This is a genomic window from Janthinobacterium breve (genome assembly GCF_051380895.1).
Lineage (GTDB): Bacteria > Pseudomonadota > Gammaproteobacteria > Burkholderiales > Burkholderiaceae_D > Janthinobacterium.
In genome coordinates this window covers 40,593-63,700 of record NZ_JBNYXY010000005.1, presented here as the reverse complement: position 1 = coordinate 63,700, position 23,108 = coordinate 40,593, and the positions used below count along the sequence as shown (strand labels likewise).

Below are 23,108 nucleotides of genomic sequence, written 5' to 3'. Positions count from 1 at the left end.
CCATGAAGAGAACTCTCCCCGCGCCCCGGCGCATGGCCGCCGTACTGGCTTTGCTGGTCTTCCCGGCCGCTAGCCAGGCCCAGATGGCCGTGCCGGACAGCGTGGCAGCGCCATCCTTGTTTGCGGGCAAGGTGGGCCTTGCCGACTATGCGATCAACCGGGGCGTGGCGCGCATCGCCGTCGAAACGGACGGGAATGACGTGCCTGCCGATGGCCAGAGCCCCGTCAAGGTGACGGTCAGGCTGTATGACGAGCACGGCAAGCCCTTGACGGGCACGGCCTTGCTCACCATCGAGGCCAGCGGCGGGCGCATCCTGCTGCCCGGCGCCCGCACGGATGAACTGGGCCCCGAGCGGCGCGACGCCGACAAGGTCACGCCCGGCACGCAGCTGACGGTGGAGAATGGTGTAGCAAGCTTCAGCTTGCTGGCCCCCACCACGCCGCAGGACGTGCTTCTGCGCGTGTCGGCCGGCAGCGTGGCGGCGCAGGGCACGATCAGTTTCCTGCCAGAACTGCGCGACATGCTGGCCGTGGGCTTGATTGACGGCATCATCAGCAAGCGCAGCCTGTCGAGCAGTTCCATTTCACCATCGCGTTTCAACGATGGTTTCGAGCGCGACATCCAGCGCTGGAGCAGGGCATTCAACAATGGCAAGGCCAATGTGGCGGGCCGCGCGGCGATGTTCCTGAAGGGAACCATCCGTGGCGACGCCTTGCTGACGGCCGCCTACGACTCGGACAAGGATACGCGCGCGCGCCTCTTGCGCGATGTCAATCCGGAAGAGTTCTATCCCGTCTACGGCGACAGTTCCGTGCGCAATTTCGACGCCCGCTCCAGCGACCGCCTGTACGTGCGCATCGACCAGCAAAAAAGCTATGTGCTGTATGGCGACTTCGCCACCGGCGACGGCTTCAGCCAGATGACGGGCGGCGGCGCCGTGGCCAGCTTGCAGCAGAGAAAATTGGGCCAGTACAACCGCACGGCCACAGGCGGGCGCGGCCATTATGAACAGGATGGCATCGTCGCCAATGCCTTCGCCATCAACGATAGCCTGAAGCAGGTGGTCGAGGAATACCGGGCCAATGGCACCTCGGGGCCATTCGCCGTGCGCAACAACAACGCCATCGAAAACTCGGAAAAGATCGAGATCGTGGTGCGCGACAAAAACCAGAACGGCAATATCGTGCAGGTGACGCAGCTGCGCCGTTTCGAGGATTACAGCTTCGAGCCGTTTAGCGGGCGCATCCTGTTCAAGCAGGCGATCCCGGCGCTGACGCCGAATGGCGATCCGCAATCGATACGCATCAGCTATGAGGTAGATCAAGGCGGCGAAAAATTCTGGACCCTGGGCGTGGATGGGCAAGTACAGCTGGGCAAGATGGTCTCGCTCGGTGGCTCGGCCGTGGAAGACAAGAATCCCTTGTCGCCGTATAAATTGCACAGTGTCAATGCCGGTTTGCGCTTCGGCGAGCACAGTCTGCTGGTGGTGGAAGTGGCGCGCACCACGTCCACCAGCTACAGCGCGGGCGGCAACATCTACACCACGCCGTCGGGCCAGGCGGGCGAGCTGCGTGATGAAGTCAGCGGCAATGCGGCCCGGGTCGAGCTGCAGCACAAGGATGACAAGCTGGAAGCGAAAGCGTTCTGGAGCCGTTCCGACAAGGATTTCAATAACACGGCGGCCGGCATCACGGGCGGACGGGGCGAGGCGGGCGTGAAGGCGGGCTACAAGCTCAGTCCCGCCGTCACCGTGTATGGCGAGGCCATCCGTAGCGACGAGCGCAGCACGGAGGCGCGCCGCGATGCGCAGCGCCTGGGCGTGGCATGGAATGCCAACGAACGCTGGTTGCTCGACGTCTCCGTCCAGCACATGAAGGAGAGCGGCGGCATGCCGTCGACGGCCGGCATCGCACCGAATACCTCGCCCTTGGGCACGGGTCTCAATCCCACGGGCGGCTTCTTCGGCAACGGCACGGCCAACACGGCCATCGACCCCGTCACGGGTGGCAGCATCACCACGTTTGCGCCCATCAATCCCGGCGCCGGCGCCGGCGCGACGGTGCCGCTGGACGCCACCACCGTGCGCCTGGGGGCGCAATACAAGGCCACGGAGCGCTGGACCTTGAATGGCGACGTGGAAAAAAGCATTTCCGACGCGGACCAGCACCGCTACGGCCTGGGTGCGCAATACCAGCTGGCCGAACGCAGCCGGCTGTATGCACGCTATGAAAATCAGACGGGGCTGGCGTCTGCGTATTCGCTCAATCCTGCCGACCGCAGCACCAGTTTCGTGGCCGGCGCGGACACGGGTTACATGCCGGGTGGCACCGTGTTTGGCGAGTATCGCATGCGCGACGCCATGGATTACAGCCTCAGCAACCAGCGCGACTTGCAGCTGGCGTCCGGCTTGCGCAACACGTGGAACCTGGGCGAAGGCCTGGCCGCGAATACGAATGTGGAATATCTGAAAGTCATGAACGGCCAGCAACAACAAGCCGTGGCCGTGGCGGCAGGCTTCGACTACTCGGTCAATCCGCTGTGGCGCGGTTCCGTCAAGCTCGAGTACCGTCGCTTGTTCGACAGCGAAATCGCGCCCGGCGACCAGCGCCAGGATCAATGGCTCAATACCATTGCCTGGGCGCGCAAGCTGAGCCGTGACTGGACTTTGCTTGCACGCAATTACCTGCTGTACACGCGCAACAACGACGACGCCAGCGGCGCGCCCGTGGGCAATGTGCTGCAGGACCGGGCACAGCTGGGCTTTGCGTGGCGCCCCGTGGACGACAACCGTTTCAACGGGCTGGCCCGCTACGAGTACAAGACCGTGCGCGACCAGTCGCAGATCGATGGCGACAATTACCGCGCACACATCGTTTCCACGCACCTCGACTATCACCCCAGCCGTCCGTGGTGGTTCACGGGCAGGGTTGCCGCCAAGCACAACAACGACAGGAACTTGCCTGCAGGCCAGGAAAAGTACACGGCGTGGCTGTTTTCCGGGCGCACCGTCTACGACATCAGCAAGAACTGGGACATCGGCGTGCTGGCGGCCGTGATGGGCAGCCCGCAAGGGGGCAGCCGCCAGTGGGCGAACGGCGTCGAAGTGGGCTATCTGCTGGCGCAAAACCTGTGGCTGTCGGCCGGCCACAACTGGTCGGGCTTTTCCGACCGCGACCTGACGGGCGCCGACTACACGGCGCGCGGACCGTATTTGCGCCTGCGCTTCAAGTTCGATGAAAACCTGTTCAAAGGCAAAGACGCCACCATCAACCGTACCCTGGCCCGGCCATGAAAACTACCATGACTCCCTCACTGATACCGACGATGACACCGATGATGATCCCGATGATGAAACTGATACCGCTGGCCAGCCTGCTGGCCATGGGCCTGGCCCAGGCGGCCACGCCGACCCTGCCAACGGCGCCGCTGGCCATGCCCCAGCTGCGCATCAGCGACCAGGCCGTCTCTGCCGACCAGCAGGCTTACCGCCTGCTGCAGGAACGCATCAAGAAGCTCAACGACGGCGGCGTGCGCGTGGGTGACTATTACCTGTCCAAGGCGCAATGCTGGCTCGACGTGTCTTTCCACGAATACACGCGCAATGATCGCTCGGCCTTTCCCCTGCAGGCGCTGCAGGAATCGGCCAAGATCGTTGCCGCGCTGGAAGACAGCAGCACGACCAATCCCGGCGACGCTACGCCGCTGGTGAACGACGCCACGCGCCTGCGCGACGATCTGTGGGCCAGCTTTGGCAAGCTGCGCGAGTCGCCGGGATTCGCCTGTGCGGCGCAAAAGGTGGCGTGCGGCGAAGTGGAACTGGTGCATGCTGGCAACGAATACAAGCAGCAGGGCTGGCGCCACGCGAACCCGTATGTGCAGCTGGCCGAGGATGCGCAGGCGGCAGCCCAGTCCGCCGCAGCGGCGTGCCCGGCCGACAAGCCGAAGCGGGAACCGCAGCCGGAAATCCTGCCGCGCATCGAGCATGAACGCATCACGCTGGACATGGATGCCTTGTTTCGCTTCGACAAGGCGGGCGCGGCCGACATGCTGCCGCAGGGCGTCGAGAAAATCCGCGCACTGGCGGCACGCCTGAAGCAGGGCTATGTGCAGATCGATACGCTATCCGTGACGGGCCACACGGACCGCCTGGGTAGGGACAGCTATAACCAGGCCCTGTCCGAGCGGCGTGCATTGACGGTGAAACAGTTGCTGCGCGAGCAAGGCATCGCGAATGTCATCAGTGCGTATGGCAAGGGCAAGGCCGAACCCGTCGCCGCCTGCGAGAAGGTGGCGACGCGCGCCGCGCTGATCGCCTGTTTGCAGCCGAACCGCCGCGTGGAAATTGAATTGACGGGTGTCAAGCGTTCAGTGAAGGAAGGCGACGCACCTTAGCGTTACGTCATAGGCCGGTCATATGCCGCTGCTATGATGCTTTTGTTGGCACACAGCATGCGGTGCGCAGGTCACTACGTTCCGGGAGCGATAGGATGCAGGCATGACTCAACAGCTTAGCCGGTGAGCTCAACCATCGGCACCAGACATGTAAAACTTGTTTTATAGTAATGATCGCAGGGTGGGGCAGGGGGAAATGCAGGGATAGTGCGGGGATTTAATGAAGTCCTAAGCCTGACTCAAGGAAGGGCTGGCATAGTGGATATATGGCGCACGGAAACCCCGGGCGCAGGGTTGCCGGACACCTCAATGACCGGCACGATTTCCACTTTTTCATGTGTTTTCCTGCTTTATCCCTGCGCTCTGAAACAGCGTTTCAACCGGCTACCGCAATCTGCGAAGCCGGTTTTTTTTGCCTGTATGTTCTTCCTCCCGGCGCCGCGGCGCCGGGAATTCCACTTAACCCGCCTGTTTCGCCAGCCATGCATCGACCGCCGGCAGGCGCTCGGCGCGTACCTTGATGCGGTACTTGATGCCGGCCACGGAACTGTCGGAGTCGCCGCGCGCGCTAGCCGGCAGATGCGCTTGCGCGTACGCTTCCAGCTTGGCGATCATCTCCGGCTGCGCCGAACCGGCCGCCAGGCGCGGGAAGTAGCGGCTGCGCGAACTGGCGTCGATGCGCGCATTGACTTGCTCCAGGTGGGCCAGCGCGAAGTCGAAGGCCAGCTCGGGATGCGTGCGCGACACGCGCGAGATCATGGCCGGGCTGTTGGTCACGCCCGGTTCTTCCGTCAGCGCCAGCGCCAGCGCACGCTGCGCCAGGGCCGTATCGTCGCTTGAGGCCAGCAGGTCGTACAGCTGGTTCTTGATGAGCGGTGTCTTTTCTTGTTGCGCCCTGGCGTGCAATTGTTCCCAGGTGGCGGCGTCCGCATGCTGCGCCACCACGCCCAGGATGGTGCGGCGCAGCGGTGCAGGCATGGCGGCCTGCTCACCGGCCTGTTCGCTGGCCGCGTAGCGGCGGCGCGCTTCGGCGATCACGCCCGGCTCGCCCATGTCGCCGAGAATGGCGATCAGTCGTCCGCGCAGGGTCGCCACGCTCGATGCTTCGCCCGCGCGCGCTTCCCAGCCCGTCTGCGCCATCATCGGCGCCAGGCGCGCCATGGCAAAGCGGCCGAAAGCCTGCTGGCGCACCGCGTCGCCCGCATACTGCTCATACAGGCCGTTCAGCGACCCGGCCACCCGGCCCAGCACTTGCGGGTCGGCCGACAGGGGCGTGGCCTTCACCAGTTCCAGGAAGCCGGCCGGGTCTTGCAGGCCCGCCATGCCCAGCGACTGGCTGTCTGCCAGCAAGCCCAGCTGGTCGATCGGCGCGAGGCGCGCGAAGCTCCCCGCCAGCGCGCGCGTGCCGGCTGGCGCGTACAGGGTGCGGTAGTAGCCGCTCTGGCCCGCATTCACCAGCAGGGCGCCGCAACCTGGCACGTTCAGGGTGGCCTTGCCATCCTTGAGCACCACCTTGGCCAGCTTGCCGTTGCCGACTGTCGAAGCGATCACCGGCACTTTCCACGACAGCGGCTTCTTGTCCGGCTGGTCCTTGGAAAATTCCGTCTGCGTCAGGGTCACGCGCGTGCTGCCCTTCCTGCATACGGCCTGGCCCACCGTGATCATCGGCACGCCCGGCTGCAGGGTGAAATCATGGGCGATGGCGCTGACAGGCTTGCCGGCGGCCGCATCGACTTCGTGCCACAGGTCGTCCGACACTGTATTGCCATACGCATGCTTGCGCATGTAGCTGCGCACGGCGGTGCGCCACGTATCGGCGCCCACGTACGCTTCGAGCATGCGGATCACCGCTTCGCCCTTTTGATAGGTGATGCCGTCGAAGGCCTGGCTGGCCTGTTCCACGGTGGCGATGCGCTGCACCACGGGATGCGTGGTGCGTAACGCGTCCTGGCTCATGGCCGATTCGCGCCCTCCCACGTTGGACAGGGCCGTATTCCACTCCGGGTGCAGACGTTCCGTGGTGCGGCTTTCCATCCATGACGCAAAACCTTCGTTGAGCCACAGGTCGTCCCACCAGCGCATGGTGACCAGGTCGCCGAACCACTGGTGCGCCATTTCATGCGACAGCGTGGTGTAGATGTTTTCCTTGTCGGACTGGGTCGAGATGGCCGGGTCGAGCAGCAGGCCGTATTCGAAGGTGAAGACGGCGCCCCAGTTTTCCATGGCGCCGAAGAACTGGCTGCGGCCCGGCGCGGCGATGTTGTCGAGCTTGGGCAGCGGGTAGCGCACGCCGAAATAATCGTTGTATTCGCGCAGCAGGGCGGCCGATTCGTCGAGTGCGAAGCGGCTTTGCGCCAGCGCGCCTTTCTTCGTGATGACGCCCACTTCCGTGCCGTCGGCCATCTTTGTCGCCCGCTCGAAGTCGCCCAGGCCGAAGAACAGCAGATACGTCGACATGCGCGGCGTGGTGGCGAAGTACACGTGCTTCATGCCATTGCCCAGCTCTTCGCTGCTGGCGATGGGCATGTTACCGACTGCCATCTGGCTGCTCGGGACGACCACGTCCAGCGCGAAGGTGGCCTTGTAGTCCGGTTCATCCCACGACGGCAGCATGCTGCGCGCATCCGAATTTTCGAACTGCGTGTACAGCGCGCGCTGGCGCCCTTGCGGCGTGTCATAGTCGAGCGAGAACAAGCCCGTCGCCTGCGTACCGATCTTGCCGCTGTAGTCGATGCGCAACAGGTACTCGCCCTTGGCCAGCGGCTCGGCAAAATGCACGGTGGCCGTCTGCTTGTCCGCATCGAAATCGATCTTGCGCGTCACCTGCTTGCTGCCGCCTGCGCCTTCGATGGCGGCGGCGGCAAACGCCAGGTTCAGGGCATTGAAGGTGATGCTGGCCGTTGGCGTGTCGACGGCCACCTTGATGGCGGCTTCGCCCTTGAAAGTGGAGGCGGCGGCGTCCGGCGTGATCGACACAATATAGTGCAAAGGCGTGACGCCGCGCGGCAGCTGCGTGTTGGTCGTGGCGGCATGGCTGGCCGAGGCATATTTGACAGCGGGGGCGGCGTGGCCCGTGTTGAAAGCGGTGGCGGCAGCCAGTGCCAGGACGGCGGCAGCCAGTTGGCTGCGGCGGAAACGCGGAGTCGGTGTGCGATGCATGGTATGCCCTTGGTTCATGAGTAAAACGCCCGTCAGCCGGGTAGGCTGCGAGCGTTGATGGCGGTAGCGGGACATCGCTGGAACTGAAAGCCAGCGTTCCCGTACAGCAATCTAAGGTGAAACGGGGGCAAAGTCAACGCGCCAGGGGCGGCGCACGCCTGCCGCGCGCTGGTATGATGGGTGCCTGACTGCATTGCCACAGGCTGGTGCCGCAGCTGATTGTCAACCACCATCCACCACTACAACGAGACGAGACCTGCACATGAAACTGACTATCAGCCCCCGCACGCCCAATCCCCGCCGCGTCACCATGTTCATCGCCGAGAAGGGCATCACCGGCATCGAGGAAGTGGCGCTCGACCTGATGGCGGGCCAGCACCGCGATCCCGCCTTCCTGGCGAAAAACCCGCTGGGCCGCGTGCCCGTGCTGGAGCTGGCGGACGGGCGCGTGCTGACCGAGACACGCGCCATCTGCACCTACCTGGAAGGCTTGCAGCCGCAGCCTAACCTGATGGGCGAAGGTTTCGAGGAGCGCGCCTTCATTGAAATGGCCGACCGCCGCGTGGAACTGCATTTGTTCAGTGCCGCCGCCAACTGGGTGCGCCATGGCCATCCGGCCCTGGTGGCGCTGGAAAACCCGCAGTTTCCCGATTTCGCCACGGCGCAGGCGGGCAAGCTGCGCGAAACGGCGCAATGGCTGGACCAGGTGCTGGCGCAGCAGCCGTATATCGCCGGCGAACGGTTTACGATTGCCGACATCACGGCCTTCTGCGCGCTGGAATTTGCGCGCGGCTTGATGAAGTACCGTCCGGGCGCGGAAGGGCTGCAGCACTTGCAGGCCTACCGCGACCGCATCGCCGAACGCCCCAGCGCGCAGGCGAAGTAAGCAATGCTGCGGCAGCGCAGGTCGGATTAGCGGCCACGCCGCGTAATCCGACACCACCACTTTACTTCAGCTGCTCCAGCAGGAAGGTGTAGGTCAGCGCCCACATCAGCGCCTGCTGGTCGTTGTTGGCGGCGCCCGCATGGCCGCCTTCCGTGTTTTCCCAGTACAGCACGTCGTGGCCTTGCTCTTCCATCCTGGCGACCATCTTGCGCGCATGGCCAGGGTGGACGCGGTCGTCGCGCGTCGAGGTGGTAAACAGCACGCGCGGATATTTTTTATCCTTGAAGACGTTCTGGTACGGCGAGTACTTGCTGATGTAGGCCCATTGTTCCGGCACGTCCGGGTCGCCGTATTCTCCCATCCACGAGGCGCCCGCCAGCAGCTTGTTATAACGGCGCATGTCGAGCAGCGGCACCTGGCTGACGACGGCGTTGAACAGGTCGGGACGTTGCACCAGCACGGCGCCCGTCAGCAGGCCGCCATTGCTGCCGCCCATGATGCCCAGGTGGCGCGGACTGGTGACCTTGCGCTTGATCAAATCCTGCGCCACCGAGATGAAATCGTCATACGCGCGCTGGCGGTTTTCCTTCAGCGCCGCCTGGTGCCAGTGGGGGCCGAATTCGCCGCCGCCGCGGATATTCGCCAGTACATACACGCCGCCCTTTTCCAGCCACGCCACGCCCGTGGTGCCGCTGTAGCTGGGTTTCAGCGACACTTCAAAGCCGCCATAGCCATACAGCACGGTGGGGTTGCTGCCGTCGAACTTCGTCTTCTTGCCCATGATGGCGAAATACGGCACCCTGGTGCCATCCTTCGACGTCGATTCGAACTGCTCCACCTTGTACGGCGCCGCGTCGAAGTAAGCTGGCAGCGACTTGATTTTTGTCCGCTTGTCGCTTTGCGCCGTGGCCAGGTACAGGGTGGTGGGGTTGAGGAAGTCCGTCACCGTCAGGAAGTACTGGTCCGTGTCGACCGGATCGAGCGCGCTGACGGCCAGGGTGCCCAGTTTCGGCGCATCGACGGCGCGGCGCTGCCACTTGCCGTTCACGTGGCGCAGTTCGGTCAGGCGGTTCTTCACCTTGTCCAGGGTCGTCACGAGGATGGTTGATTTCGTCGCTGTGACATTGTCCAGCGAAGACGTGGCCGTGGGCGCGTACAGCACTTCCAGCTCCTGCTTGCCTTGCATGAAGGCCTTGAAGTCGGTGGCCAGCAGGGAGCCTTGCAGGTAGGTATTGCCGTTCACTTTCCAGTCCGAGCGCAGGGTGATGATCAATTGATCACGCACGGTAAACACGGTGGCATCGTCCGGTTTCGGCACTTTGGTCAGGCTCGCGCCGTCGCGCAAAAAGGTTTCGCCGCTGTAGAAATCGATTTGCCGCTCGATGAACTGGTGTTCGTGGCCGGGCGTGAAGTCCTTGTAGGCGCCCGCGCTCAGGTCGTCGGCCTTGGCTTCGTACAGCGTGTGCGCCTGCGCCAGCGGCGTGCCGCGCTGCCATTCCTTGATGATGCGCGGGTAGCCGGAGCTGGTCATGGTGCCGGGGCCGAAATCGGTGGAGACGAACAGGGTGTCCTGGTCGATCCAGCTGGCGCTGCCCTTCGCTTCCGGCAGGGTAAAGCCGCCGTCGACAAAGGCGCGTTTCGCCACGTCGTATTCGCGCACCACCTTGGCGTCGCCGCCGCCGCGCGACAGGGAAATGAGGCAGCGTTCGCCCTTCGGATACAGGCAGGAGGCGCCGCCCCAGACCCAGTTTTCATGCTCGCCGGCGGCCAGTTGGTCGAGGTCGATGACGGTTTCCCAGGTCGGTTCGGCCAGCTGGTACTGCGCCAGGGTGGTGCGGCGCCAGATGCCGCGCACATGCTGGGCGTCGCGCCAGAAATTGTAGTAAAACTCGCCTTCCTTGCTGACGTAGGGAATGCGTTCCTTCGAATTGAGGATGGTTTTCAGGCGCGCCTGCAGGGCGGAGAAGCCGGGCTGGGCTTCCAATTCCTTGGTGGTGACGGCATTGTGCTGTTTGACCCAGGCCAGCGGCTTGTCGCCGAGGACTTCTTCCAGCCACAGGTGGGGATCGGCCGGCGCAGTGGAAGCGGCGGGCGTAGGTGCTTGTGCATGGGCAATGCCCGCTGCGGCCAGGCCGAGCAGCATGCTGCTGGCAAAGGTGCGATATGACGACATATAGGGTTCCTGGTTGGTCCGATGGAGGCCGCGTTGCAGGCAAAACGGCGCATTCATCGTGCCATGAATTGCTGTGGGGAACCAGTGCGACAGCGCGATTAGTATAGGTTTGGTATGTTTTTCATATATTATTTTATTCGAGTTCTATTAGCCATATTTTTTGTGGCATTTGACGGTGTTTTCTGGCTTTAATTTCGTGCTTGCTGGAAAGTACTACGCTGGCAACTTTGCCACCACCTTGATTTCAAACTGGAAACCGTAGAGCCATGTCACCCCCACGGCCGTGACGGCGGGGTGGGGTGCGTCGCCCCAGTACTCCGTCTGCACAATGTCCCAGATGCGCTGGAATGTCGCTTCTGGTTCGACGAGGAAGATGGTCACGTCGACCACGTGGTCGAAGGTGCAATGGGCGGCCTGCAGGATGGCGTTGAGGTTGTCAAAGGCCAGCCTGACTTGCGCTTCCAGTTCCGGCTCTGGCGAGCCGTCTGCGCGGCTGCCCACCTGGCCGGAGACAAACAGCAGGCCGTTGGCCCGCACGGCTGGCGAATAGCGGTTTTTTTCATACAGCGCCTGGCGTCCAGGTGGGAAGACGACGTCGCGGGTGGTCATTGCATTACGCATGGGATGGCTCCTTGGATGTTGCCGCCCAACGGCGGCCTGGACAGAACTTTATCCACGGCCGGCGCGCAGATAAAGGGGCAAACTACCCCAAGACTGTTTGTATAATCCAAACAATAGGTATGATGAGGTAGCAATGGATAAGTTGGATACGATGCGGGCGTTCGTGCGGGTGGTCGAGACGGGCAGTTTTACCAAAGCGGCAGACACCTTGCACATGAGCCGCACCAGCGTGACGCAGCTGGTGCAGCAGCTGGAGGCCCGTTTGCGCCTGAAGTTGCTCAACCGTACGACGCGCAAGGTCAATGTCACGGCCGATGGCGCCGAGTATTACGAACGCATCGTGCCCGTGCTGGCCAGCCTGGACGAGATTGAAACGAGCTTGCCCGGCGCTGCGGCGCTACCCAGTGGCCAGTTGCGGGTGGATGTGCCCAGTCCGCTCGCCAGCATGCTGCTGGTGCCGGCGCTGCCGCAATTTCACGCGCGCTATCCGGACATCCAGCTGGATATGGGCGCCAGCGACCGCATGGTCGATGTGATTGGCGACAACGTTGATTGCGTCATTCGTGGCGGCGAGATGCGCGACCAGTCCTTGATGGCGCGCAAGATCGGCGACTTGCAGCTGGCCGTGTACGCAGCGCCGGCTTATCTGCAGCGCGTCGGCACGCCCAGCCATCCGCATGAACTGGAAGACCCCCAGCACCGTATCGTTCGCTTTCGCTGGGGGCGGGGCGGCAACGGTCTTTCCACGGTGATGCGGCAGGGCGACAAGAGCGTAACGATAGCGGGGCAGTACGTGCTGTCGATTGACGATGGCAATGCCTATCTGGCGGCGGGGCTGGCTGGCCTGGGCGTGCTGTGGCTGCCAGACTACATGGCCCGGGCGCACGTGGCGGCTGGCGCGCTGGTGCCCCTATTCGCGGCATGGCGGATCGAGCCGATGCCGCTGTATCTCGCATATCCGCCGAACCGGCATGTCAGCAAGAAACTGCGGGTCTTCATCGACTGGGTCGTTGAATTGATGACACAGCATGCGCCGCTGCAGCCACACACGCGGGAATTTTTGCCGCCACGGTGAGCTCCCTTCACGGCAACTGATTGATCCACACGGGCGCCGACCAGACGATATTGCCGTCATCCTGCGTCAGGCGCGCGTAATAGAAATGGGGGCCGGACGCGGGTGTGACGATGATGCTGGCCTGGTCCGACACTAGTGTGACGGACCCGTTGCCGCCGGGCACGCCGTGGAAGATGGCGACGGCGGCCGCTTGCCGCCCCGCGCTGTTGCTGAAATGGGTGGCCAGGTGCAGCGGTCCCCGGTTCTCGAAGCGTTCGCCCATCAACTTGCCATTCGCCGTCAACAGCAGTTGCGCATGCTTGTCCATGGTGGCGAAGACGCGGCGCGCGCGCAGTGCCTCCAGGAAACTCTCGCGTGACACGGGCATGCCGGCGGCCGGGCTGACCACCAGCACGGCCGTGCGGTTGCCATAGGCCGCGCCCCAGTTGGCGCAGTGGTTGTCCTGGTTGCTGCTGAAGGCCACATGGTAGCCGGCCGCCAAGGCCCGGTTGCAAGCCGCTTCATAGTTGCTGCGCCGCGTCTCCGTTTCCAGGTCGTTGGTGGAAAAGGCGGACGTGTTCATGACTTCGCACAGCACCATGGCCGCGTCGCCGTCCGGCGTGTAGCCCAGCGACTGGCCGTCGACGAGAAACTGCCCTGCATAGGCCGGGTGGTTGAATTGCCCGATCCAGCCCCGTTCGCGCATCAGCGCGTACAGGCCCACGTAATCGCCCTTCGGCGTTTCCAGGTCGGCCAGCAGTTCGCCGCCGGCATTTCTTTCCCAGCCCAGCAACTGCTCGCTATTGAAGATATTCAAATGGCCGCCCTTGTTGATGACGCCCCATTCCATGCCGTACAAGGCCAGGAAGCCCGGGTGGGCGTTTGTATAGGCGGCCGCTTCGGCCAGGCCCGTCTGGTACAGGGCCTTGGCTTCTGCCGGCACGGCGGCACTGTTGGTGCCGTCCGAACCGTCATACATATGGTTGTGCTCGGAGGTCAGCAGGGCGTCGAGCCCATGTTGCTGCGCGTAGACATAGGCGTCGATGGGGCCGTAGGGCGCCGTCTGCGGTTCCTGTGCGCCATGGCAAGCGTCCAGCGCCGCGCCGCCGTCGCTGTGGCGCGTCTGGCTGTGCAGGTTGGCGTAGACGATGCGGTAGTCGGGCTGGCCATCCCGGCTGCGCAGTTGCTGCAGTCCCGCCTGGAAGGCGGGCACTCTGGGTGCCGTGCTGCGGCCCCGCAGTACCTGGATGGGCCATTGCTGTTCCACCTGCGTCTCCTGCGGCGTATCGGCGTCCGCCACGGCCAGCAGGCGCAGCTGGTACAGGCCGCCCGGCGCCAGCGCGTGACGCGCGCGCGCATGGGCGTCGGCGCGGCCATCCCAGGGCAGGACCAAGCTTACGCCCCCGGCCCGCAGCTGTTGCGTGCCCGACCAGCGCCGCAGCACTGCGCCTTGCGGGTCGGGGCTGGACAGTGTCAATGTCCAGCGCACGGCATGGGTGCGGCCCTCGTCCGGATAGGCGAGGTGGATAAGAAACGTCCGTGCCTGCGTGGCACCGTCAGCGCGCGCGGCGCGAAAGGGCGCGACGACGGTGGCATCGAGTTCGCTGTGTTCCTTCGGCTCTTGCGCGGCGGCAGTGTTGCTCCACGTAATGAGCAACACACCGGCGCACACGCAAGCCAGCCATGGCGGACAGGGTGATCGCAAGCGGCGGCGCAATGTCCGCAGTGTCTTGGCCATCGTGGCCTCCCGCGACTGCTTCAGATGGCAGTTAGACAAAAATTGCCACGTACTGGTTCCCGCATGCACCAGCAAGTGGCGCTCTTGCACCGTGATTGGCCATGATCTGGCGCAAAACAGGTGTCAATGGCGCTGTGGGCCCCTCACGGAAGCTGGCACGGCGCTTGCTAGACAGAAGGTACGGATCAACGGCGATCCCCTGAATAAACGCACAACGGTCCAACGACGGACCACATGGACAACGGCGTCCGCTCTGGCTGATTTTTCATCGGCGGGGGCGGGCGCCGTTTTTGTTTGCATTTTTGTTATTTTCGGGATACTTCGGGAACCATCATGGCCAGCCAAAAAGCAACGCGCATCGCGCTCTTCTCCCTCGCCACGCCGCCCATGCGGGCATTCCACCTGACGTGGATGGCATTTTTCGTGTGTTTCTTCGCCTGGTTCGCCTGCGCGCCCCTGATGCCTGTCATCAAGGGCGAGTTCGGTCTTTCCCTGGCACAAGTGGCAAACATCAATATCGCAGCTGTCGCCATCACCATCCTCGTGCGCCTGATCGTGGGGCCATTGTGCGACCGCTACGGCCCGCGGAAGACGTATACGGGCTTGCTGCTGCTGGGCGCCATTCCCGTGCTGGGCGTGGCCGCCTCGCAAAGCTATGAAAGCTTTCTGTTCTTCCGCCTGGGCATCGGCGCCGTGGGTGCCAGCTTTGTCATTACGCAATATCACACCTCCGTGATGTTCGCGCCCCGCGTAGTGGGAACGGCGAATGCCGCTGCCGCCGGCTGGGGCAATGCGGGTGGCGGCGCGGCGCAGGCGCTGATGCCGCTGCTGCTCGGTGCTGTAGTCATGCTGGGCGTGTCCGAGTCGCTGGGCTGGCGCATCGCCCTGCTGGTGCCGGGCGTGCTGATGCTGGTGATGGCCGTGCTGTACTGGCGCTATACGCAGGATTGCCCTGAAGGAAATTACTCGGACTTGCGCGCTGCCGGCACGGCCATCGAAGGTGGCAAAGGTGGTGGCAAAAGCGGCGGCTGGGACAGCTTCAAGGCGGCAAGTTCCAACTATCGCGTGTGGCTGCTGTTCGTCACCTACGGCGCCTGCTTCGGCATCGAAATTTTCATCCATAACATCGCCGCCGTGTACTACGTCGACCATTTCGGCCTGTCCCTGAAATCGGCGGGTCTCGCCGCCGGCAGCTTCGGCTTGCTGGCCCTGTTTGCCCGCGCCCTGGGCGGCTGGATGTCCGACAAACTGGCCCTGCGCGGCAACCTGAACAGCCGCGTGACTCTGCTGTTCATGCTGATGATAGGCGAAGGCGTGGGTCTGCTGTGGTTTGCGAAAGTCGACAGCGTTACCTATGCCGTCATCGCCATGCTGGTCTTCGGCCTGTTCACCCACATGGCTTGCGGCGCCACGTATGCGCTGGTGCCCTTCATCGACAGTAAGGCGCTGGGCGGCGTGGCCGGCATCATCGGCGCGGGCGGCAATGTGGGCGCCGTCGCGGCCGGCTTCCTGATGAAGGGTACGGGCGACATCCGCCAGACCCTGATCATCCTGAGCGCGCTGGTGGTGATCTCGGCCCTGTGCGCCATCGCCGCCCGTTTCACGGGGCTGGCGGCCGAACCGAACATGGCCGCGGCCTGAGGAGACAAGCATGAACCACCCCTTGAATATCGTCGTCCTTGGCCATGGCATGGTCGGGCACAAATTCCTCGAACGTCTGGCCTTGGAAAATGCGCCGCACCTGCATGTCACCGTGCTGTGCGAAGAGCCGCGTCCCGCCTATGACCGCGTGCACCTGTCCGAATTTTTCAGCGGTAAGTCGGCGGACGACCTGTCGCTGGTGGCGCCCGGTTTCTTCGACAAGGGCAACGTCGTCTTGAAACTCAATGCGCGGGCCATCGGCATCGACCGCGTGGCGAAAACCGTCACGGCCAGCACGGGCGAAGTCTTGAGCTACGACAAACTGGTGTTCGCCACCGGCTCCACGCCCTTCGTGCCGCCGCTGCCGGGCAAGGAGAGGGATGGCTGCTTCGTCTACCGCACCATCGAAGACCTGGAAGCCATGCTGGCCTGGGGCGCCAAGTCCACCACGGGCGTGGTCATCGGCGGGGGACTCTTGGGCCTCGAATGCGCGAAGGCCTTGCGCGATTTGAAGTTGGACACTCACGTGGTGGAATTCGCGCCGCGCCTGATGGCCGTGCAAGTCGATGAAGGCGGCGCGCGCGTCCTGCGCCGCAAGATCGAGGAACTGGGCGTGACCGTGCACACGCAAAAGAACACCCTGGCCATTGTCGACGGTGTAGCGGCCACGCACCGCATGCAGTTCGCCGACGGCAGCCACCTGGAAGCGGACATGATCGTCTTCTCGGCCGGCATCCGCCCCCGTGACGAGCTGGCGCGCGCCTGCGGCCTGGACGTGGGGCCGCGCGGCGGCATCGCCATCGACGACAGCTGCGTCACCTCCGATCCCGACATCTACGCGATAGGCGAATGCGCGTTGTGGGGCGGCCTGACCTTTGGCCTGGTGGCGCCCGGCTATGAAATGGCGCGCATTTGCGCGCGCCACGTGCGGCAGGAGGAGGGCGAAGCATCGTTCAAGGGCGCCGACATGAGCACCAAGCTCAAACTGATGGGCGTGGACGTGGCCAGCCTGGGCGACCCGCACGGAAATGCTCCCGGTAGCCGCTCCTACCAGTTCATGGACGAGCGCAAGCAGATTTACAAGAAGATCGTCGTTTCCGATTGCGGCAAATATCTGCTGGGCGGCGTGATGGTGGGCGACGCCAGCGAATATGGCACGCTCTTGCAAATGATGCTGAATAAAATCGAGCTGCCGGCATCCCCCGAATTCCTGATCCTGCCGCAGGCCGACGGCCAGCAAAAGGTGGGACTGGGCGTGGATGCCTTGCCTGAGTCGGCGCAAATCTGCTCCTGCAACGACGTCTCGAAAGGCGCGCTGTGCGCGGCCGTGGCCGATGGCGCCACGAGCATAGCCGCGCTCAAAAGCTGCACTAAGGCCGGCACGGCCTGCGGCGGCTGCGTGCCGCTGGTGACGCAGATCATGAAGGCGGAAATGCAGAAGCAGGGCCTGGCCGTCAACAATCACGTGTGCGAGCATTTTGCGTACTCGCGCCAGGAATTGCACCACCTGGTGCGCGTAGGCAAGATCCGCAGCTTCGGCGCGCTGCTGTCGGCGCATGGCCAGGGCCTCGGTTGCGACGTGTGCAAGCCCGTGGCGGCGAATATCCTCGCTTCTTGCTGGAACGATTTCGTCCTGTCGCCCGTGCATGCCAGCCTGCAGGACAGCAACGATTATTTCCTTGGCAATATCCAGAAGGATGGCACGTATTCCGTCGTGCCCCGCATGCCGGGTGGCGAAGTGACGGCCGACGGCTTGATCGCCGTGGGCATGGTGGCGAAAAAATATGGCCTGTACACCAAGATCACGGGCGGCCAGCGGGTCGACCTGTTCGGCGCGCGCGTCGATCAATTGCCGGCCATCTGGGAAGAACTGATTGCGGCCGGTTTCGAGTCGGGCCACGCCTACGGCAAATCGCTGCGCACGGTGAAATCTTGCGTCGGTTCCACCTGGTGCCGCTATGGCGTGGCCGACAGCGTGGGTTTTGCGATCCGGCTGGAAAACCGCTACAAGGGCTTGCGCACGCCGCACAAGATCAAGTTCGGCGTGTCCGGCTGCACGCGCGAGTGCGCCGAGGCGCAGGGCAAGGATATCGGCCTGATCGCCACGGAAAAAGGCTGGAATCTGTACGTGTGCGGCAATGGCGGCATGAAGCCGCGCCACGCCGAACTGCTCGTATCTGACCTCGATGAAGCCACCCTGGTGCGCTATGTCGACCGCTTCCTGATGTTTTACGTGCGCACGGCCGACCGCCTGCAGCGCACCAGTGTGTGGCGCGACAATCTGGAAGGGGGCCTCGATTACCTCAAGCGCGTCATCATCGACGACAGCCTGGGCATTGCCCACGAGCTGGAAGCGGACATGCAGCACGTGGTCGACACCTATGCCTGCGAGTGGCAGGAAGCCATCTCTAACCCCGCCGTGCGCCAGCGTTTCCGCCACTTCGTCAACAGCGAAAAAAGCGATGAAAACGTGGTGTTCGTGGAAGAGCGGGGCCAGATCCGGCCCGCCACGCCCGTTGAACGCCGCAGCAGCGTGATCCCCATCCTTGCCGTGGAGGCTTGAGCCATGAATGCGATGAATGAACTGACCGGCGCCAGCGCCGACAACTGGATGGCCATCTGCCCCCTGATGGACATCGTGCCCGACACGGGCGTGTGCGCGCTGCTGAATGGGCGCCACGTGGCCGTATTCCGCGTCGGCGATGCGTCGCCGCGCGTGTACGCCATCGACAATGTCGACCCGAATGCGGGCGCTTCCGTGCTGTCGCGGGGGCTGGTGGGCAGCATCGGCGAGCGCGTCGTCGTCGCGTCGCCCATCTACAAGCAGCACTTCGACCTGGCCACCGGCGAGTGCATCGAAGCACCTGAAAACTCGGTCGCCGCCTGGCCCGCGCGCGTGTTTGCGGACATGGTGTGGGTGGCCCTGTGAACCCGCCAGCCAAGGCAACTGCTCGCCCCTCGCTGGTGGTGGTCGGCAATGGCATGGCCGGCATGCGCACGGTCGAGGAATTGCTCAAACTCGCCCCGGATTTGTACGACATCACCGTGTTCGGCGCCGAGCCGCACGGCAATTACAACCGCATTTTGCTGTCGCCCGTGCTGGCCGGCGAAAAGACGGTGGACGACATCATGCTGCACACGCGCGACTGGTATGCGCAAAACGGCATCACCCTGCACGCGGGCGACCCCGTGGTGCGCATCGACCGCAAGGCGCGGAAGGTAGCGGCGCTGTCCGGCATCGAGGTGCGCTATGACCGCCTGCTGCTGGCCACCGGTTCGACGCCGTTCATCGTGCCCGTGCCGGGCCACGCGCTGCCCGGCGTGATCGGCTTTCGCGACATCAGCGACGTCGACACCATGCTGCAGGCGGCGCGCACGCACCGCCATGCGGTGGTCATCGGCGGTGGCTTGCTGGGACTGGAAGCGGCCAACGGCTTGCAGCGCCAGGGCATGGACGTCACCGTGGTGCACATGAGCGGCGCCCTGATGAACCAGCAGCTCGACGCACCCGCATCGATGCTGCTGAAAACGGCGCTGGAAGCGCGCGGCCTGCGTTTCCTGATGCACGCGCAAACCAGCGAAATCACCGGAATGCACAGGGTGGAAGGCGTGCGTTTTCTTGACGGCAGCAGCATTCCCGCTGACCTGGTGGTAATGACGGCCGGCGTGCGCCCCAACATCGCCCTGGCGCAGGCGGCCGGCCTGCACTGCGAGCGGGCCATCGTCGTCGATGACTGCCTGCAAAGCTATGACCCGCGCGTGTATGCGGTGGGCGAATGCGTGCAGCACCGGCGCGCCACCTTCGGCCTGGTGGCGCCCATCTGGGAACAGGCGCGCGTCTGCGGCGCGCACCTGGCAGGCGCCGGGCACCGGCGCTACGTGCAGCAGGCCAGCGCCACCAAATTGAAAGTGACGGGCATCGATCTGTATTCGGCCGGCGACATCATCGGCGGCGAAGGCAGCGAAGACCTGGTGCTGCGCGATCCGCGCCGCGGCGTCTACAAGCGCCTGGTAGTGCAGGGCAAGCACCTGGCCGGCGCCGTGCTGTATGGCGACGTGCAGGACGGTCCCTGGTATTTCGACCTGATCCAGCAGCGCCGCGATATCAGCAAGCTGCGCTCCCACTTGTTGTTTGGCCGGGCTCTGTGCGGCCAGGCCGCCTGATAGGACACCTCATGACCACCTGCACGCCCGTAAAAACCACTTGCCCGTATTGCGGCGTCGGCTGCGGCGTGGAAGCGACACGCCTGCCCGACGGCGCCATCCGCATCGCCGGCGATAGCAGCCACCCGGCCAACCTGGGGCGCCTGTGCGTAAAAGGCTCGGCGCTGGGCGATACACTGGGGCCCGAGAATCGCCTGCTGCAGCCGCAGGTGCGCGTCGACGGCGTCTTGCAGCCGGCTTCATGGGACCTGGCGCTGGACAAGGTGGCTGGCGGCTTGCGCGCCATCATCGATGAACACGGCCCCGACGCCGTGGCCCTGTATGTCTCGGGCCAGCTGCTGACGGAAGACTATTACATCGCCAATAAATTCATGAAGGGCTATGTGGGCAGCGCGAATATCGACACCAATTCGCGCCTGTGCATGTCGTCTGCCGTGGCGGGCCACAAGCGCGCGTTTGGCGAGGATATCGTGCCGGGCTGCTATGAAGACCTGGAACTGGCCGACATGATCGTATTGGTCGGTTCGAACACGGCCTGGTGCCACCCCATCCTGTTCCAGCGCATCGCGCGCATCAGGGAAAGCCGGCCCGAAGTCAAACTGGTGGTGATCGACCCGCGCCGCACCGCCACCTGCGAGCTGGCCGACCTGCACTTGCCCGTCAAACCGGGCACCGACGTGTGGCTGTTCAACGGCTTGCTGTGCCATCTGGCGAAGGAAGGCGTGATCGCCGGCGATTTCGTCACGCGCCACAGTTCGGGACTCGACGAGGCGCTGGCGGCCGCCCATGTGGACTGCGGCGATCCGCTGCAGGTGGCGAAAATCTGCAAGGTCGATGCGCACGCCTTGCTGGCGTTTTACCAGGCATTTGCCGCCACGCGCAAGGTCGTCACGGCGTTTTCGCAGGGCGTGAACCAATCATCGAGCGGCACGGACAAGGTCAATAGCATCATCAACTGCCACCTTGCAACGGGGCGCATCGGCCAGCCCGGCATGGGGCCGTTTTCCCTCACGGGCCAGCCGAACGCCATGGGCGGACGTGAAGTGGGCGGCCTGGCCAACATGCTGGCGGCGCACCTGGAGCTGGATAACCCGCTGCACCGCGACACCGTGCAGACGTTTTGGGATGCTCCCCGCATCGCCAGCCAACCTGGCTTGAAGGCCGTGGAACTGTTCCACGCGATCGAAGCGGGCAAGGTCAAGGCCGTGTGGATCATCGCCACCAATCCGCTGGTCAGCATGCCGGACGCCGACCAGGTGCGCCGCGCGCTGGGCAAGTGCGAGCTGGTGGTGGTGTCGGACATCAGCGCCGCATCGGATACGAACGCGCATGCCGACGTGCTGCTGCCGGCGCTGGGCTGGGGCGAGAAAGATGGCACGGTGAGCAATTCCGAGCGGCGTATTTCGCGCCAGCGCGCCTTCTTGCCGGCGCCTGGCGCGGCGCGCGCCGATTGGGATGTGCTGTGCGACGTGGCGCGGCGCATGGGTTATGCCGGTTTTGATTTCACGTCGCCGCAAGCCATCTTCGACGAGCACGCGCGCCTGTCCACCTTCCGCAATGTGGGCGAGCAGGCGCGTTTGTTCAACCTGGCGGGCCTGGACAAGCTGGATGCGGCGCAATACGACGCCCTGGCGCCGCAGCAGTGGCCGCAGGGCCGGGCACGCCTGTTCGGCGACGGCCGCTTTGCGCATGCGGATGGCCGCGCGCGTTTCGTGCCCACGGCGCCGCGCGCGCCGCGCAACGCGCCCGACGAAGATTATCCGCTGATCTTGAACACGGGCAGGGTGCGCGACCAGTGGCACACGATGACGCGCACGGGCAAGGCAGCCAAACTGTCGGGCCATGTCGCCGAAGCGTTCATCGACATTCACCCGCAGGATGCGCTGCTGTACAGTGTGCGCGAAGGCGAGCTGGCGCGCGTTTCCAGCGCCTGGGGCGCGATGGTGGCGCGCGTCGTGCATGGCGGCGGCATCGCGCGTGGCCAGGTCTTCGTACCGATACACTGGAGCGACGCGAATGCCTCCGACGCGCGCGTGGGCGCCGTCGTCAATCCGGTCGTCGATCCTGTCTCGGGCGAGCCCGAATTCAAGCACACGCCCGTGCGCATCGAGCAGTTCCGCGTGCACTGGCATGCGTTTGTCCTGAGCCGCACGCCCTTGAATCTGGATGGCGTGGCGCACTGGACGCGCATCCAGGGCGAGCAGTTCCTGCGCTACGAGCTGGCGGGCCGCCAGCGCATCAGGGACCTGGGCGCCTGGGCGCGCACGCTGCTCGGCGTTCAAGGGGAAGAGGCCGACTGGCTCGATTACCTTGACGCCAGCGCCGGCGTGTACCGCGCCGTGCACCTGGACCAGGGGCGCATCGCACAATGCGTGTATGTCTCGCCCCGTCCCGACCTGCCGTCACGCAGCTGGCTGGCCAGCCTGTTTGCGCATGCGCAAATGGACGCGGCGGACCGCGCCGGCGTGCTGCTGGGCCAGCCGATCGGCAAGGGCGTCGACGCCGGTCCCACCGTGTGTTCGTGCTTTGGCGTGGGGCGCAATACCATTTGCGCGGCAATCCAGGAACAGAAACTGACGACGACGGCGCAGGTGACGGCCTGCGTCAAGGCGGGCGGCAATTGCGGCTCCTGCGTGCCCGAGATACGACAGTTGCTGTTTGAGGCGCGCAGCGCGGCCTGAAAATCTGTCCTTTCCGGCACGGCTTTGTTATATTGCCAGCTCTATAACAGAGAGGCAGTGTGATGACAGCAGCACAACACCCCACGGTATGGTTGACGGGCTTGAGCGGCGCCGGCAAGACTACCGTTGCGCTGGCGCTGGCGCAGGCGCTCAAGGCGCAGGGCCGCGCCGTGGCGCTGCTCGACGGCGACCAGTTGCGCCATGGCTTGAACCGCGACCTGGCTTTTACGCCGGAAGACCGGCATGAAAACATCCGCCGCACGGCCGAAGTGGCGCGCCTGATGAACGCCGCGGGCCTGATCGTCATCGCCGCCTTCATTTCACCGTACCGCGCCGACCGGGCCATGGCCGCCGACATCATCGGCGCCGAGCATTTCATTGAAGTCCACGTCAGCACGCCGCTGGCCGTGTGCGAGGCGCGCGATCCCAAGGGCCTGTATGAAAAGGCGCGCGCGGGGCAGCTTGCGCAATTTACGGGCGTTTCCGCTCCCTACGAAGCACCGCTGTCGCCTGCGCTGAGCCTCGACACCCAGGTGCTGGCGCTGGAAGAATCGGTCGAGCGTCTGTGCCGGCATTTGCAGCAGCGGCTGTGATGAGG

13 protein-coding genes and 1 pseudogene are annotated in these 23,108 nt (G+C 64.3%); 10 read left to right on the top strand and 4 right to left on the bottom strand.

The genetic code is table 11. The features are described 5' to 3' along the window. The first annotated feature begins 2 nt into the window (after positions 1 to 2). Together ACQ4W0_RS10580 and ACQ4W0_RS10575 are read left to right on the top strand one after the other, a co-directional pair. Entirely contained in the window at positions 3 to 3,293 is a 3,291-nt protein-coding gene (locus ACQ4W0_RS10580; protein WP_436576688.1) for a hypothetical protein, read from the top strand. A gap of 8 nt (positions 3,294 to 3,301) precedes the next feature. Next, positions 3,302 to 4,393, top strand: a complete 1,092-nt coding sequence (locus tag ACQ4W0_RS10575) for an OmpA family protein (protein ID WP_436576687.1) — start codon at positions 3,302 to 3,304, stop codon at positions 4,391 to 4,393. 459 nt (positions 4,394 to 4,852) lie between these two features. Here the strand turns inward: ACQ4W0_RS10575 and ACQ4W0_RS10570 are convergent, their stop codons facing one another. Further along, entirely contained in the window at positions 4,853 to 7,552 is a 2,700-nt protein-coding gene (locus tag ACQ4W0_RS10570) for a M1 family metallopeptidase (RefSeq protein ID WP_436576686.1), read from the bottom strand. Between the two features lie 262 nt (positions 7,553 to 7,814). Here ACQ4W0_RS10570 and ACQ4W0_RS10565 point away from each other — a divergent pair, with 262 nt between their 5' ends. Beyond that, on the top strand, positions 7,815 to 8,438 hold the full coding sequence (locus ACQ4W0_RS10565; protein WP_436576685.1) for a glutathione S-transferase family protein: 624 nt from the start codon (positions 7,815 to 7,817) through the stop codon (positions 8,436 to 8,438). Positions 8,439 to 8,499: 61 nt separating this feature from the next. On the opposite strand, the gene ACQ4W0_RS10560 is transcribed toward ACQ4W0_RS10565, so the two are convergent. Both ACQ4W0_RS10560 and ACQ4W0_RS10555 read right to left on the bottom strand, forming a co-directional pair. Further along, positions 8,500 to 10,611 carry a prolyl oligopeptidase family serine peptidase gene (locus ACQ4W0_RS10560; RefSeq protein WP_436576684.1) on the bottom strand — a complete coding sequence of 704 codons (2,112 nt, stop codon included), beginning with the start codon at positions 10,609 to 10,611 and terminating at the stop codon, positions 8,500 to 8,502. Positions 10,612 to 10,824: 213 nt separating this feature from the next. Next, complete coding sequence (locus tag ACQ4W0_RS10555) at positions 10,825 to 11,220, bottom strand: RidA family protein (protein WP_436576988.1); 396 nt, start codon at positions 11,218 to 11,220, stop codon at positions 10,825 to 10,827. Between the two features lie 145 nt (positions 11,221 to 11,365). Between ACQ4W0_RS10555 and ACQ4W0_RS10550 the strand changes: the two genes are divergently transcribed. After that, complete coding sequence (locus ACQ4W0_RS10550; RefSeq protein WP_436576683.1) at positions 11,366 to 12,307, top strand: LysR family transcriptional regulator; 942 nt, start codon at positions 11,366 to 11,368, stop codon at positions 12,305 to 12,307. A gap of 7 nt (positions 12,308 to 12,314) precedes the next feature. On the opposite strand, the gene ACQ4W0_RS10545 is transcribed toward ACQ4W0_RS10550, so the two are convergent. After that, entirely contained in the window at positions 12,315 to 14,024 is a 1,710-nt protein-coding gene (locus ACQ4W0_RS10545; RefSeq protein WP_436576682.1) for a CehA/McbA family metallohydrolase domain-containing protein, read from the bottom strand. Between the two features lie 333 nt (positions 14,025 to 14,357). On the opposite strand from ACQ4W0_RS10545, the gene ACQ4W0_RS10540 reads away from it, so the two are divergent. The 6 genes and pseudogenes from ACQ4W0_RS10540 to cysC form a co-directional block, all read left to right on the top strand. Next, positions 14,358 to 15,665, top strand: a complete 1,308-nt coding sequence (locus tag ACQ4W0_RS10540) for an MFS transporter (protein ID WP_436576681.1) — start codon at positions 14,358 to 14,360, stop codon at positions 15,663 to 15,665. Positions 15,666 to 15,675: 10 nt separating this feature from the next. After that, positions 15,676 to 18,228: a nitrite reductase large subunit NirB gene (nirB, locus tag ACQ4W0_RS10535; RefSeq protein WP_436576680.1), complete on the top strand. Its 2,553-nt coding sequence runs from the start codon at positions 15,676 to 15,678 to the stop codon at positions 18,226 to 18,228. Between the two features lie 12 nt (positions 18,229 to 18,240). Next, the gene (nirD, locus tag ACQ4W0_RS10530) at positions 18,241 to 18,594 is read left to right on the top strand and encodes a nitrite reductase small subunit NirD (RefSeq protein WP_436576987.1); all 354 of its coding nucleotides are present in this window, start codon (positions 18,241 to 18,243) and stop codon (positions 18,592 to 18,594) included. Further along, positions 18,591 to 19,829: an NAD(P)/FAD-dependent oxidoreductase gene (locus ACQ4W0_RS10525; RefSeq protein WP_436576679.1), complete on the top strand. Its 1,239-nt coding sequence runs from the start codon at positions 18,591 to 18,593 to the stop codon at positions 19,827 to 19,829. Before nirD ends, ACQ4W0_RS10525 begins: the two co-directional genes overlap by 4 nt. A gap of 11 nt (positions 19,830 to 19,840) precedes the next feature. Beyond that, positions 19,841 to 22,510 carry a molybdopterin-dependent oxidoreductase gene (locus tag ACQ4W0_RS10520; protein WP_436576678.1) on the top strand — a complete coding sequence of 890 codons (2,670 nt, stop codon included), beginning with the start codon at positions 19,841 to 19,843 and terminating at the stop codon, positions 22,508 to 22,510. A gap of 83 nt (positions 22,511 to 22,593) precedes the next feature. Continuing rightward, positions 22,594 to 23,103, top strand: a pseudogene (gene cysC, locus ACQ4W0_RS10515) (adenylyl-sulfate kinase); the annotation flags it as partial. Between the last annotated feature and the right edge of the window lie 5 nt (positions 23,104 to 23,108).